This window comes from Enterobacter sp. Li2LvB3, assembly GCF_056156645.1.
Map to the genome: position 1 here is coordinate 280,415 of NZ_JBSICG010000001.1, position 14,239 is coordinate 294,653.

The following is a 14,239-nucleotide window of genomic DNA, read 5'->3' on the forward strand; positions in this document are numbered from 1 at the left end:
CAGGAGCCACTCCGCCCGGCTTTTTTTATGCCTGAACACCGGGCTGAGTGACGCGAAGCCCGCTGATAATCGCAGCAATGGTAGCGAGTGTCCCGGCGGTAAACAGCGCCACGTGTGTGCCATTCTGACCGGCGAGGTTAAACATCAGAGCGACCAGCGCAGCCCCGGTACTTTGTCCAAGTAAACGTGCCGTACCCAGCATTCCGCTGGCACCACCGCTGCGATGGCGTGGGGCGGAAGTGATAATGGTGTGGTTGTTCGGTGACTGGAACAGACCAAACCCGGCGCCGCAGAGGATCATTCGCCAGATAATATCCAGGTCAGAGGGCGAGGAGGGGAGCAATGCCAGAGCGAATAGCCCTGTTGCCATCACCACCAGACCGAGTGCACCCAACAGCCCGGCATGAACCCGCTCAATTAAATAACCTGCCAACGGTGCCATCACCATCGTGGCCAGCGGCCACGGGGTTAACAACAGCCCCGTTTCAACCTCAGTACGGCCAATCACGCTCTGTAAGAAGAAGGGCAGAGATACCAGCGCCAGCATCTGCGCGCAGAATGAACAGATTGACGTACCAATAGAGAGTGAAAACAGTGGAATGCGTAACAAATCAACTGGCAGCAGGGGCACAGGCAAGGACAACTGGCGGCGAACAAAGAAGAAGCCGATAACCAGCATCGCGGCAATTTCTGCGGCGATTAAGGTGATGGACTGACCTTGAGCAAATCCACTCAGGGCGGTGATCAGCAGACCGAAGGTCAGCGCATTCATCACCGCACTGGGTAAATCGAATCGCGGCATGGTGTTTTTCGGGCCATTTGCCGGGAGGTAGCGCAGGGCAAAGACGATAGCAATGATGCCAAGAGGCACGTTGATGGCAAAAAGCCACTGCCACGATGCAACGGAGAGGATTGCAGCGGCAATGGTTGGCCCGGCCGCCGAGGACACCGCGACAATAAAGGAGTTTATCCCCATGCCGCGTCCCAGATGGCGCTGCGGGTAGATAAGGCGTATCAGGGCCGTATTCACGCTCATCAATGCCGCGCCGCCAAATCCCTGGGCGATACGGGCGAGAGTAAGTGTATGCAGGGAATCCGACAGGGCACAGAAAAGTGAGGTGAGCGTAAAGACCACCAGACCGCACTGATAGACCCGGCGATAGCCAAACATATCACCGAGGAAAGAGAGCGAAAGAAGAGAAACCACGATTGCTATCTGGTACGCATTCACAATCCAGATGGAACTGGCGGGTGAGGCATGAAGGTCGCTGGCGATGGTTGGCAGGGCAACGTTAGCAATTGCACCGTCAAGGACAGCCATCGAAATACCGATAATAATGGTGGCAATGGCGCCGTACCGCTGGGGTAAAGGCAGTCCATCAGAAGGAATTTTTTCCATGGGGAATAAAAAGCTCAACGTGAAATTATTCTCAGAGTAACTACTTTAGCATTGTTAATTCCGTTTTATGTCGCAGATTTGTAACGAAGTAAACAGGGATTGATTGCAGGTATCATGACAGGAATTTATAATAAAAACCGGTTCTGATTTTTATAAAACACTCTCCATGAGGTGATAAATGGCAATCGCAGATTTGGATAAGCAGCCAGATTCTGTTTCTTCCGTGCTGAAGGTGTTTGGCATCTTACAGGCGCTCGGAGAAGAGCGTGAAATTGGTATTACAGAGTTGTCGCAGCGTGTGATGATGTCGAAAAGCACCGTTTATCGCTTTTTGCAAACCATGAAGTCTTTAGGGTATGTCGCGCAGGAAGGCGAATCTGAAAAATATTCTCTGACGCTGAAACTGTTCGAACTGGGCGCCCGCGCGCTCCAGAACGTCGATCTGATTCGCAGCGCCGATATCCAGATGCGTGAATTATCTCGTTTAACCAAAGAGACGGTTCACCTGGGGGCGCTGGATGAAGACAGCATTGTTTACATCCACAAAATTGACTCCATGTACAACCTGCGCATGTATTCGCGCATTGGCCGTCGTAACCCGCTGTACAGTACTGCAATCGGTAAAGTGCTGCTGGCCTGGCGCGATCGTGAAGAAGTGACCCAGATCCTCGATGGCGTGGAATATAAACGCAGCACCGAGCGAACCATCACCAGCACTGATGAGCTGTTAACGGTTCTCGATAAGGTTCGCGAGCAGGGTTACGGCGAAGATAACGAAGAGCAGGAAGAAGGTTTGCGTTGCATCGGTGTGCCGGTGTTTGATCGCTTCGGGGTGGTGATTGCCGGCCTGAGTATTTCATTCCCGACACTGCGTTTCTCTGAGGAACGTCTGCACGAGTATGTAGCGATGCTGCATACCGCTGCGCGTAAAATCTCCGAGCAGATGGGTTATAACGAGTATCCGTTTTAATCCAGGCTAAGATAAAAACGCCGCGTAATCGCGGCGTTTTTTTATTAATTCCCGTTATGGTGTTAACCGTTATCGATAACAACCGTCATCTTGCGCAGCACCGGACAGTTCGTTAACCCAATGAAGCCGCTGTCTGAATGCAGGTATTGTGCAGTACTGACTCCACGGGCCGTCACATACTTACACTGAATACCTAAGCCCGCCGCATTTTCGGTACTTCCCACAAGTACACCGTATCCGGTTAACAACAGGCCAATCCAGATAATGGCCAGTGCAATAATAGTGCGAATGATAAAATGCATCATTGCCTCTTTTTGTTAGTTGTCATGCCTTTAAGCGTAACGGGTTTACGCAATGAAACAAGTGCACTATTCCGAAAAGTACTTGATGACAGTACAGTTAGCCCCTGTTTAAGATAGCCATGCTAACCTGGTTACATCAGGTCATAAGACGGAGTGTGGAGTGAAAAAAATACGCTGGGTAATTCTGGTTATCGTGCTGATAGCATGCGTGGTGTTGTGGACGCAGACTATCAATGTGATGTGCGATCAGGATGTACAGTTCTTCAGTGGCGTTTGTGCAATCAATAAGTTTATTCAGTGGTAAGACTCATTTTTTCTCAAGGTGATTTCCTTCCTTCGCGCCAGTGGTAAAATAGACGTTTTTATTGAGGTGGTGAAATGGGTGAGTTACTGAATTCAGGGCTGCTGAGCATGGCGTCCCTGGTTATCTCTTTGGTTATTATGGTTGTGGGTTTGGTTCTGTGGTTTTTCGTCAATCGCGCCAGTTCCCGTACAAACGAGCAAATTGAGTTACTGGAAGCATTGCTCGATCAGCAGAAACGACAGAATGCCTTGCTGCGCCGTCTGTGTGAAGCCAACGAGCCAGAAGAGAAAGAAGCGGCAAAAGAAGCGGTTGTTGAAGATAAAGAAGAAGACGATTTTATTCGCCTGGTGGCTGAACGTTAATCTGTGATTCACGGGAGGTGGCTGTGGTCTGGAAAAATCCCTGGTATGACCCCTCCCTGAAGCATCACACCCCCGCTGGTTTTCGCAATACGCTGCCCGCTGGCCATCAGCAGGGCGATGTCGAACGCTGGCGAAAAGAGCGTAAATCAGCCGGGTTGCCTAAACCGCCCGCAGCGGGCTATGACACCTTTCTTAAGCAGTGGTGGCAGCCTGTAACCCTTAACACGTTATCCGAAGATGGCGTATGGTGGCTGGGCCATGCCAGTATGCTATTGCGTATGGACGGGAATTACATCCTGACCGATCCCGTTTTTTCCCGACGTGCCTCTCCGTTTCCTTTTCTTGGGCCCGAGCGTAAAACGCCTCCGGTTATCTCTGTCGAAAAACTCCCGCAGCTCGATATTCTGGTCATTTCCCATAATCACTATGATCACCTCGATGCCGCCACCGTTCGTCATCTGTTGCGTCGTTTCCCCGATCTGCACGTGTTTGTGCCATTAGGTCTGGCGAGCTGGTTTCGTCGTCGGGGAGCAAAAAATGTGACTGAACTCGACTGGTGGCAGAGCATAACGTGGCAGGGTATGACGCTCACGGCTGTACCCGCGCAGCACTGGAGTATGCGCACGCCGTGGAACCGAAATCGCTCCCTCTGGTGCGGCTGGGTTTTTGAAAGCCGTCATCATCGCTTTTGGTTTAGCGGTGATACGGGTTATACGCCGGAGCTGCTCACCATCCCCGAACGGCTTGGAAAGATTGACGCTGCCGCATTGCCGGTTGGCGCGTATGCACCCCGCTGGTTCATGTCAGTACATCATATGGACCCGCAATCTGCCGTTGCGTTATGGCAACAACTGGGTGCTCCGCTGGCATTCCCCATTCACTGGGGCGTGTTTGAATTGGGGGATGAATCGCTGGAAGAACCGGTGCAGGAGTTAAATCAGGCACTCGCCAATTTAGCACCAGTTAATGATTCATTCAGGACACTGAAAATTGGTGAATATTTACCCTTCTAAACGCAGCGCTGATTTGTTGCATATATTCTGTATTTTAATCACGCAAAGAGAATTTTATTTTTATCGAAACGTTTTGCTTGCCTTCTTTTGAGGCAGAGTCATAAAAATTTCATTATTTTGGTGCATAACGATATTTATTAAGCGGTGAATTTTAATACAACTCGGGCGGGTTTATTAACAACGTATTTTCATTACAACAGCTCCGGTACGTTGGAATGATTTAAGCATAACTTTTCACAATTTGTTCTAACTCAATCATTGCATGGAGGATTCTTTTGCCTGGCGCTGGACGCACCGAAGTGATTGAGCTAAGGTAAAAAAGTCTTAGATTACAGCGGTTGTGAAAACATCGTTAATGCAGTTCAGGCTGGTAATGCCGATCGCAAACATTGCGCATAATTGTGCAGAAGGTTGCAAGGCAGCGCCAGAATTTGTGCGGCGGATCTAGACACGTTTAAAAATGGCTTGCCATAATTAACGTTGTGTGTGATAACACGTTTTGGGTCAAACGAGGTACAGTTCTGTTTATGTGTGGCATTTTCAGTAAAGAAGTCCTGAGTAAACACGTTGTCGTTGAATACCGCTTCTCTGCCGAACCTTATATTAGTGCCTCAAGCAGTAATGTCTCAGTTTTATCTCAGTCAATGCCTGCGGGCTAAGAAAACACTCTAAGGAATTTTGCAAATGGCAAAGATTAAAGGTCAAGTTAAGTGGTTCAACGAGTCTAAAGGTTTTGGTTTCATTACTCCTGCTGACGGCAGCAAAGATGTGTTCGTACACTTCTCTGCAATCCAGGGTAACGGCTTCAAAACTCTGGCTGAAGGCCAGAACGTTGAGTTCGAAATTCAGGACGGCCAGAAAGGCCCAGCTGCAGTTAACGTAACTGCTATCTGATCGAACCACTGCTGACTGAAGTGCTTCTGCGCTTCGATCTCAGATATAAAGCCTCGCTTATGCGGGGCTTTTTTATTGCCTTATCTTTCAAAATATTACGAATGAACGCCTTGTTAGCAACTTGTTGCAAAGCTACGAGGTTATTAGCATTGTTTTCACCGCGTCAGCCGGCCTTTTCCCGTTAAATCAGGGCGTTGTTCAACGGACCTGGGGTTCAGGTGAAAAAGAAAACGATAACGACAGCCGGAAACTTTACCCCGGCTCGTTTTGCGCTGCTGTGTCTTGCTATTTTTTGTAGTCTGGCTTTCTTACTAGGCCGTGTTGCCTGGTTGCAAATCATCAAACCTGACAATCTCGTTAAGCAGGAAGATATGCGCTCGCTGCGTGAAGTCGCGATTGATGCGCCGCGCGGGATGATTGTTGACAGGGAAAACAGACCGCTTGCTGTCAGTGTACCGGTAAGAGCCGTCTGGGCTGATCCGAAAACCGTGCTGGCAAAAGGCGGTGTGGGGTTTGATGAACGCTGGCAGGCGCTGGCGAATGCATTACATCTCTCTCTTGGCACACTCTCTGCCCGAATCAACAGCACACCGCAGGGGCGCTTTATTTATCTTGCCCGTCAGGTTGACCCTTCTCAGGCGCAATGGATCGATAAACTCAATCTGCCAGGCATCAACTTGCGCGACGAATCGCGGCGCTTTTATCCCGCCGGTCATGTTGCAGCCAACCTGATAGGGTTCACGAATATTGACGGGCAGGGCATTGAAGGGGTTGAGAAAAGCTTTAACGCACAACTTTCAGGGAAAGCCGGCGTCAGGCAGGTGAGGGAAGACCGCTACGGGCGCGTGGTTGAAAACCTGACTGAGATAGCGCCGGTTCCAGCGCACAACATCCAGCTTAGTATTGATGAGCGTCTGCAAACCATTACGGAAGATGCGCTGGATAACGCTGTCGTGTGGAATAAAGCCGAATCTGGCGCCTCTGTTCTGATTAACGTCCAGACGGGCGAGATCCTGGCGATGGCGAGTTTCCCTGATTTCAACCCTAATAATCGTGATGGTGCGACTTTGAACGATTTTCGCAATCGCGCCATCAGCGACACCTTTGAACCGGGCTCTACCGTCAAGCCTCTGGTGTTGATGACCGCGTTACAGCAAGGGCTGGTAAAGCCCGACAGCGTGATAGATACCCATCCGTACATGCTTGATGGCCACCGCATTCGGGATGTGGGGTATTACCCTGAACTGACGATGACCGGTATATTGCAAAAATCGAGCGACACAGGGGTGTCGCGGCTCTCGCTGGCGATGCCGATCCAGCGATTGCTTGATACCTATAAGAACTTTGGTTTTGGTACGAACACCGGGCTTGGCTTAACGGGGGAAAGCTCGGGCTTGCTGCCGCAGCGTAAATTCTGGAGCCAGCTCGACCGGGCCACCTTCGCGTTTGGCTACGGGCTGATGGTCACGCCACTGCAACTGGCGCATGTCTACGCTACCATTGGCAGCTATGGGCTGGAGCGCCCGTTGTCGATAACCCGAATTGATCCTCCGGTAATCGGGCACAGGGTGATGTCTGAGGAGATTGCCCATGAAGTTGAGCATATGATGGAAAGCGTGGCGCTGCCGGGTGGCGGTGGCATTAAGGCTGCGGTACGCGATTATCGTGTAGCGGTTAAAACCGGGACAGCGAAAAAAATCGGTGATGACGGTAAATATGTTGATAAATACGTGGCTTACACCGCAGGTGTTGCGCCCGCCAGTCAGCCGCGTTTTGCATTAGTGGTGGTGATTAACGATCCGCAAAACGGGGATTATTACGGCGGGGCAGTATCAGCACCGGTTTTCAGCGAGATCATGGGGAACGTGCTACGCCTTGAAAACGTCAAACCTGATGGTTTAGCGGCGGATTCCACTCACCTTATCGTCATGCGTTAGCCAGGCGTTTATAACCCGGGCGAATAGCGGTACACTTTCGCCCTTTATGATTGCCCGGAGCCACCATGTCCTTCAGTTGCCCACTTTGCCACGCGCGCCTGACGCGTTCTGAGAAAAGTTTTACCTGCCCGCAAGGGCACCAGTTTGATATGGCGAAAGAGGGCTATGTGAATCTTCTTCCGGTGCAACATAAACGTTCGCGCGACCCGGGCGACAGCGCGGAGATGATGCAGGCGCGCCGAGCATTTCTTGATGCCGGACATTATCAGCCCCTGAGAGACACTGTTGCACAGCTACTGACAGAAAACCTTTCGACGCCTTCAGCCATTCTGGATATTGGCTGTGGTGAGGGTTACTACACAGCATTGTTTGCTGATGTGGCCCGCGAGAAAGGCGCTGAAACCTACGGTCTGGATGTCTCTAAAGTGGCTATCCGCGCGGCGGCGAAGCGCTATTCGTCGGTGACGTTCTGCGTGGCGTCCAGCCATCGCTTGCCATTTGAGGATGCCAGCATGGATGCCGTGGTGCGAATTTATGCGCCCTGTAAAGCTGAAGAGCTGGCGCGGGTCGTAAAACCCGGTGGCTGGGTGATTACCGTTACGCCGGGCCCGCGTCATCTGATGGAGCTGAAAGGTTTGATTTACGATGACGTGCGCTTACATGCACCGCATTCTGAACAGCTGGAGGGTTTTAGCCTGCAACAGGAACAGACGGTCGCGTATGAGATGAAACTCAAAGGGGATGAAGCGGTAGCCTTGCTGCAAATGACGCCCTTTGCGTGGCGGGCGAAACCTGCTGTGTGGGAGACGTTAGCGAAACAGAACGAGTTTTGCTGCCAGACGGATTTCAGTATCCACTGCTGGCAGCGCAAAGATTAACCGGCGAAGTGTGCCCACAGGATTTGGGCACCAATCCCGATTAACACGATACCCCCCAGAATTTCGGCTCGCTTGCCAAGCAGCGGGCCGATAAAGCGGCCAACCATCATCCCCAGCGTCGACATAATCAGGGTGGCACAGCCAATCGCCAGGGCGGTGGCGATAATGTTGACCTGAAGGAATGCCAGACCAACCCCTACAGCCATCGCGTCAAGACTTGTGGCGATCGCGGTCGTGACCAGCAACCAGAAGCCATGGCGGTGTTGCGGTGCTTCATCTTCATCGCTGCTTGCGCGAAAACCTTCGATAACCATTCGCCCGCCGAGGAACACCAGCAGAACAAACGCGATCCAATGATTCCACTCCAGGACGAACTGGCTGGCGAGCATTCCCAGACCCCAGCCAATCAGCGGTGTCAGCGTTTCGATGGCACCAAAGATAAGACCGGTGCGTAACGCTTCAGAGAATTTTGGTTTGTGGAGAGTGGCACCTTTACCAATGGAGGCTGCAAAAGCGTCCATGGACATGCCGAAAGCCAGAAGAATTGTTGCAGAGATATTCATAAGAGCGTCCAGACCGGGAGATATCCATATGACACATCACTGCCCCCAGTAAACAGCAGTTAATGTATCTATGGTCTCGCCTGATCTTTTCGAACACCGCAACTGTGCAAAAAGATCCGTACGCGCCACGTTTTTCAACGAGTATGTTGACACGTACATTTCCTGGAAAACAGGAAATCAGCTACTCCCCAACGACGGGCGCAACCTTAACATATTTTTAGAATATAAAACAACAACAGAAAACTATTATTCCATTAACTACTTGATAACGATTTTCATTTAGATTTAAGCGTAAACTTATCGTTAATAAATATAAGTGTTTTTGGCTTCTTAATATAGCTAAGGCTATATTCTCAGCGTGAAAATACTGCAATATATAGCCAATGCTATAAGTGTAACTTATTGAGTTTTAACGAGTAATTTGTATATCTTTTCGAGGTCATCAATATTTTTGACCCGGATAAGAAGGCGGCGTTGTTCTAATTGCATAACCAGAACACCATCTTCCGATAAATTCATCTCTTTAATGCGGTTATATTCTATCCACACATTAGCAAAGAAAAACCCCTGACTTTTAAAGATGACCTTCGGTGTGCGGACCCAGAACAAATAAATCGCCATTAATACCAGCGCACATAATAACCATGTGGTTAATAATGCACCGTGACTCATGATGTTGTTGTAAATCAGAATGACCAGTAAACCCACAAAGATGACGGCATCGATGCGGTTACGGCGCAGAAGAGGGATGGTGAGCAATGATTCGCCATGGCGGCGGGGCATGATGAACTCATCATAAATGGCGTAAGCCAGAAGGGCAGCAATAAAAAGAACCAGTACGATGTCCGTGGCAGTCATTCATCCTCCAGATAAAAAAACCGGGGGCAAGCCCAAGCCCCCGGTATATAAAGCAGTAACTTACAGACCCAGCAAGCCGACAGCGTAGCCCGCGATACCGATGACGAAGAAGCCAACGATGATCCACAGTGGGTTTACTTTCTTACGCAACAGCCACATACAGGCGAAGGTCAACAGCAGTGGAACCAGGCCTGGCATCAGCTGATCCAGAATGGTTTGCACTGTGGTAACGCGCGTCTGACCATCCTGACCGGTAATGGTCGACACCACCAGCGGGATGTTCACATGCGTCCATTTGTTAACCAGTGCCCCCATAACAAAGAGGCCGAGAATAGACGCCCCCTCGGTCAGTTTTTGCAGGAAGCCGCCACCCATGTCCTTAACGATGTCAACACCTTTACGGTAGCCGTATGCCACGCCGTAATAACGGGTCAGCAGACGCACAGCGTTGAACAGGATGAAGAACAGCAGTGGGCCGAGCAGGCTCCCACTCATCGCGATACCTGCGCCAAGCGCCGCAAATACCGGACGAACAGTACCCCAGAAGATGGGGTCGCCTACGCCTGCCAGCGGCCCCATCAGACCCACTTTGATACCGTTGATGGCACCATCGTCAATCTCTGCGCCGTTAGCACGCTGCTCTTCCATCGCCAGGGTAACGCCCAGAACCGGTGCCGCTACATAAGGATGGGTGTTGAAGAATTCCAGGTGACGCTTAATCGCCTGACGACGCGCTTCGTTGTTTTCCGGATACAGGCGTTTGATCGCCGGTACCATGGAGAAGCAGAAGCCGAGCGCCTGCATACGTTCGAAGTTCCATGAACCCTGAAACAGGTTAGAACGGATGAACACGCCACGAATATCACCCGGAGTGAGTTTCTTCTCAGTGGTATTTTTTGTCATATCAACCATTTCGCTCACCTGCTAGTCCAGTTCGTTATCGAGATCGTTATTACCAGCAGCCTGTGCCGGAGCACCCGCTACGCGGTTGTATTTCGGGCTGAGCTGGATGTAGAGAATCGCCATGACCGCACCAATCACACCCAGAGCAACCAGGTTGAAGTTAGTGAACGCAGCGGTAACGAAGCCGAGGTAGAAGAACGGCATCAGATAGCCTGCGCGCATCATGTTGATGACCATCGCATAACCTACTACCACGATCATGCCACCTGCGATGTTCAGGCCGCCGGTCACCACTTCAGGAATGGCGTTCAGCATACTCTGCACTTCGCTGGTACCGACAGAGATAGCAACGATAACGGCCGGGATTGCAATACGCATTGCTTGCAGGAACAGGGATGAAACGTGGATCCAGGACAACGCCGTCAGGTTGCCATTTTCGGCCGCCTTATCCGCCGCGTGCTGGAAGGCTACGGTGATGGTACGAACGATGATGGTCAGTACCTGGCCTGCCGCTGCCAGTGGAATCGCCAGCGCGATACCTGCACCGATGCTTTGGTGGCCGGCAATAACCAGAACGGTAGAAATAATGGATGCCAGCGCGGCATCTGGCGCAACCGCCGCACCGATGTTCATCCAGCCGAGGGCGATCATTTCCAGGGTACCACCGATGATGATACCGGTTTTCATATCACCGAGAACGGCACCAATCAACGTACAGGCCACCAGAGGGCGGTGGAACTGAAATTCATCAAGTACGGATTCCATACCCGCAATACATGCGACGACGAACACCAGCACAATCTGAAGAGTGGTAATCTCCATTGCACTTCTCCTATTACATAAGCTTTATGTGAAAAATCAGCGCGGGGTTATTTCCCAACTTTGCCGATCAAATCCATCATTTTCAGTTTCTGGTCTGTGGAAACTTTACGGGCTTCCAGCTCAATACCGCGTGCATTCAGTTTGTTGAATGCTTCGATATCTTTCTCATCGACTGAAATCGCGTTGTTGACCTGAGTTTTCCCCTGACGGAAAGCCATACCACCAATGTTAACAGAGGTGATTTTCACGCCGCCTTCAACAATGCGCTCTACGTCTGTCGGGTTAGTAAACAGAAGCATCACGCGCTCACCAGCATATTTCGGGTTGTTATAAACGCGGAGCATCTTGGCGATATCCACAACGTGCGCGGTTACACCCGGTGGGGCAACCTGCGTCAGCAGGGTGCTTCGCACCGTGTCGGCGGCAACTTCGTCGCTGACCACGATAATGCGTTTAACGTTGGTTTCTTTGGTCCAGCGTGTTGCTACCTGACCGTGGATTAAACGGTCATCGATACGTGCGAGGCCGATAACCATGTAGTCGTTAGGGCCCATCGGTTTCGCTGGTGCGGCGGCTTTTGGTGCCACGGAAGCAGGTACAGGCTTCGCAACCGGTTGTGCTTTCAGCGCTTTCACGCCTTCGCGACCGGTTTCAACGGCCAATGCCACCAGCTCATCGAAAGACGGGTTGTCGTCACGCGCCATGAAGGTTTCTACCAACATCGGGACATTGACCCCGGCGATGACTTCATAGTGCTCTTTATCGACGACAATGCGACTGGCAGCGTTGAATGGGCTGCCGCCCCATGTATCGACGAGAAACAGCACGCCTTTGCTGGTATCCAGCTTCTCCAGTTGAGCAGTGTATTTCTCAATCAGCGTTTCGGCGTTCTCACCGGGAACGAAATCGATCCAGCCCACGTTTTCCTGCTCGCCCAACAGCATTTCTGCTGTTTTGAGTAACTGCTCTGCAGCCCAACCATGTGTGCCTATTACAATAGCAATGGTCACTTGCTACCTCCTTTTATTATCATTAATACGTCTGCCAGGCATTCGTACTGAGAATCGTATTAGGTGAACCGAATCGATTCAGATAAGGGTTAGAGTTAAATTAACTAAGACTTCCGCGATTTATTTTAGATAGTGAAAAAATAATTTATGTGATGAAGATCCGTAATTTAGCTACGGATTTCAGATTTTTCGGTAAGGTAAAGCACTTGTGTTACAGATGTTTGCAAAGGAACGTAAATCTTTGCTAATAACCCATTGTCTCTGATATGTTTAGCCTCCGTTTAATTGTTCAGGAGTATAGGGCAGCAGCCCACTGTATGGACCGTCACCGACGTCAGACATCTTCCAGGCTATTTCATGCCTTTTTCACCGGCGTTTCTCGCCACACATCAATTCTGTCTACCCTTGATTTGCCCACGTTGAGTGGGGCACCGTTTCGTCATTCCTTTAGCAGGAGCTTGTCATGGAATTCTTAATGGACCCGTCAATCTGGGTGGGATTACTCACGCTGGTGGTACTTGAGATTGTTCTCGGTATCGATAACCTGGTGTTTATTGCCATTCTCGCGGACAAACTACCGCCGAAACAGCGTGATAAAGCGCGTCTGATCGGCCTCTCGCTGGCGCTGTTTATGCGACTGGCGCTGCTGTCCGTCATCTCCTGGATGGTTACGCTGACCAAACCGCTGTTCTCCGTGATGGATTACACCTTCTCCGGCCGTGATTTGATCATGCTGGTCGGGGGTATATTCCTGCTTTTCAAAGCGACGACGGAGCTTCACGAACGGTTAGAGAACAGGCAGCACGATGATGGCCACGGTAAAGGCTATGCCAGCTTCTGGGTTGTGGTACTGCAAATTGTGGTGCTGGATGCCGTGTTTTCGCTGGATGCGGTGATTACTGCGGTCGGTATGGTGAACCATCTGCCGGTCATGATGGCGGCTGTTGTTATTGCGATGGCGGTCATGCTGCTGGCGTCTAAACCGCTGACGCGCTTCGTGAACCAGCATCCGACGGTCGTTGTACTTTGTCTGAGCTTCCTTCTGATGATTGGCCTGAGCCTGGTGGCAGAAGGGTTTGGCTTCCATATTCCGAAAGGTTACCTGTATGCCGCAATTGGCTTCTCGATCCTCATCGAGCTGTTTAATCAGATTGCGCGTCGTAACTTTATCAAACAGCAGTCGAATCAGCCGCTGCGCGCCCGTACAGCTGATGCGATCTTACGTCTGATGGGCGGTCGCCGTCAGGTGAACGTGCAGGCTGATTCAGACAACCGTAACCCGGTTCCGGTACCTGAAGGGGCGTTTGTCGAAGAAGAGCGTTACATGATTAACGGTGTGCTTTCTCTGGCCTCCCGTTCGCTACGCGGGATAATGACTCCACGCGGTGAAATCAGTTGGGTAGACGCTAATCTCAGTATTGATGAAATTCGCCAGCAGTTGCTCTCGTCGCCGCACAGCCTGTTCCCGGTGTGCCGTGGTGAACTTGATGAGATAGTCGGTATCGTGCGCGCGAAAGAGCTGCTGGTGGCCCTGGAAGAGGGGGGCAACGTTGAAGCCATTGCCGCAGCATCGCCTGCTATCGTGGTGCCTGAAACGCTGGATCCGATTAACCTGCTGGGCGTGTTGCGTCGTGCCCGCGGCAGCTTTGTTATCGTGACTAACGAGTTTGGTGTCGTGCAGGGGCTAGTCACGCCGCTGGACGTGCTGGAAGCTATTGCAGGTGAATTCCCGGATGCGGATGAAACCCCGGAAATCGTCGCCGATGGTGAAGGATGGCTGGTAAAAGGTACCACCGATCTGCACGCGTTATCCCATACGCTGGGCGTTGAAAACGTGCTCAACGATGAGGAAGACATTGCCACCGTGGCAGGTCTGGTCATTTCGGTAAACGGACAAATTCCGCGTGCTGGCGACATCATCGAACTGCCGCCGTTGCACATCACGATTGTCGAAGCGAACGACTACCGTGTTGATTTGGTGCGTATTGTTAAAGAGCAATCAGTGCATGACGAAGATGAATAAG

15 protein-coding genes and 1 pseudogene are annotated in these 14,239 nt (G+C 51.1%); 9 read left to right on the forward strand and 7 right to left on the reverse strand.

The window, feature by feature from the left end; all coding sequences use genetic code 11:
- Nucleotides 1–25: 25 nt before the first annotated feature.
- A complete protein-coding gene (locus ACS603_RS01340) occupies nt 26–1,399 on the reverse strand; it encodes an MFS transporter (RefSeq protein WP_182061474.1) in 1,374 nt (457 codons plus the stop codon).
- 178 nt (nt 1,400–1,577) lie between these two features.
- On the opposite strand from ACS603_RS01340, the gene kdgR reads away from it, so the two are divergent.
- A complete protein-coding gene (gene kdgR, locus ACS603_RS01345; RefSeq protein ID WP_182061473.1) occupies nt 1,578–2,369 on the forward strand; it encodes a DNA-binding transcriptional regulator KdgR in 792 nt (263 codons plus the stop codon).
- A gap of 62 nt (nt 2,370–2,431) precedes the next feature.
- Here the strand turns inward: kdgR and ACS603_RS01350 are convergent, their stop codons facing one another.
- Nucleotides 2,432–2,671, reverse strand: a complete 240-nt coding sequence (locus ACS603_RS01350) for a YobH family protein (protein WP_182063596.1) — start codon at nt 2,669–2,671, stop codon at nt 2,432–2,434.
- Between the two features lie 160 nt (nt 2,672–2,831).
- Here ACS603_RS01350 and mgrB point away from each other — a divergent pair, with 160 nt between their 5' ends.
- From mgrB to rlmA, 7 genes and pseudogenes are all read left to right on the forward strand, one after another.
- Nucleotides 2,832–2,975: a PhoP/PhoQ regulatory lipoprotein MgrB gene (gene mgrB / locus ACS603_RS01355; RefSeq protein ID WP_474943622.1), complete on the forward strand. Its 144-nt coding sequence runs from the start codon at nt 2,832–2,834 to the stop codon at nt 2,973–2,975.
- Between the two features lie 74 nt (nt 2,976–3,049).
- Nucleotides 3,050–3,337: a YebO family protein gene (locus ACS603_RS01360; protein ID WP_182061472.1), complete on the forward strand. Its 288-nt coding sequence runs from the start codon at nt 3,050–3,052 to the stop codon at nt 3,335–3,337.
- 23 nt (nt 3,338–3,360) lie between these two features.
- A complete protein-coding gene (locus ACS603_RS01365; protein ID WP_474943623.1) occupies nt 3,361–4,350 on the forward strand; it encodes an MBL fold metallo-hydrolase in 990 nt (329 codons plus the stop codon).
- Between the two features lie 527 nt (nt 4,351–4,877).
- A pseudogene (locus tag ACS603_RS01370) lies at nt 4,878–5,022 on the forward strand (DUF2627 domain-containing protein).
- A 12-nt stretch (nt 5,023–5,034) separates the two neighbouring features.
- Nucleotides 5,035–5,244, forward strand: a complete 210-nt coding sequence (gene cspE / locus ACS603_RS01375; protein WP_001062678.1) for a transcription antiterminator/RNA stability regulator CspE — start codon at nt 5,035–5,037, stop codon at nt 5,242–5,244.
- A gap of 218 nt (nt 5,245–5,462) precedes the next feature.
- Nucleotides 5,463–7,181, forward strand: coding sequence for a peptidoglycan glycosyltransferase FtsI (ftsI, locus tag ACS603_RS01380; RefSeq protein WP_182061470.1), 1,719 nt, complete (start codon nt 5,463–5,465; stop codon nt 7,179–7,181).
- 65 nt (nt 7,182–7,246) lie between these two features.
- Nucleotides 7,247–8,059 carry a 23S rRNA (guanine(745)-N(1))-methyltransferase gene (gene rlmA, locus ACS603_RS01385; RefSeq protein ID WP_474943624.1) on the forward strand — a complete coding sequence of 271 codons (813 nt, stop codon included), beginning with the start codon at nt 7,247–7,249 and terminating at the stop codon, nt 8,057–8,059.
- On the opposite strand, the gene mntP is transcribed toward rlmA, so the two are convergent.
- From mntP to manX, 5 genes are all read right to left on the reverse strand, one after another.
- Nucleotides 8,056–8,622 carry a manganese efflux pump MntP gene (gene mntP / locus ACS603_RS01390; protein WP_182061468.1) on the reverse strand — a complete coding sequence of 189 codons (567 nt, stop codon included), beginning with the start codon at nt 8,620–8,622 and terminating at the stop codon, nt 8,056–8,058. The genes rlmA and mntP overlap by 4 nt on opposite strands.
- Nucleotides 8,623–9,021: 399 nt before the next feature.
- A complete protein-coding gene (locus tag ACS603_RS01395) occupies nt 9,022–9,480 on the reverse strand; it encodes a DUF986 family protein (protein ID WP_446493398.1) in 459 nt (152 codons plus the stop codon).
- Between the two features lie 60 nt (nt 9,481–9,540).
- Entirely contained in the window at nt 9,541–10,392 is an 852-nt protein-coding gene (locus ACS603_RS01400; RefSeq protein WP_014070653.1) for a PTS mannose transporter subunit IID, read from the reverse strand.
- 12 nt (nt 10,393–10,404) lie between these two features.
- The gene (gene manY / locus ACS603_RS01405) at nt 10,405–11,205 is read right to left on the reverse strand and encodes a PTS mannose transporter subunit IIC (protein WP_008500490.1); all 801 of its coding nucleotides are present in this window, start codon (nt 11,203–11,205) and stop codon (nt 10,405–10,407) included.
- Nucleotides 11,206–11,252: 47 nt separating this feature from the next.
- Nucleotides 11,253–12,215, reverse strand: a complete 963-nt coding sequence (gene manX / locus ACS603_RS01410; RefSeq protein WP_474943625.1) for a PTS mannose transporter subunit IIAB — start codon at nt 12,213–12,215, stop codon at nt 11,253–11,255.
- 463 nt (nt 12,216–12,678) lie between these two features.
- On the opposite strand from manX, the gene yoaE reads away from it, so the two are divergent.
- The gene (yoaE, locus tag ACS603_RS01415; protein ID WP_315686045.1) at nt 12,679–14,238 is read left to right on the forward strand and encodes a CNNM family cation transport protein YoaE; all 1,560 of its coding nucleotides are present in this window, start codon (nt 12,679–12,681) and stop codon (nt 14,236–14,238) included.
- Nucleotide 14,239 lies beyond the last annotated feature (1 nt).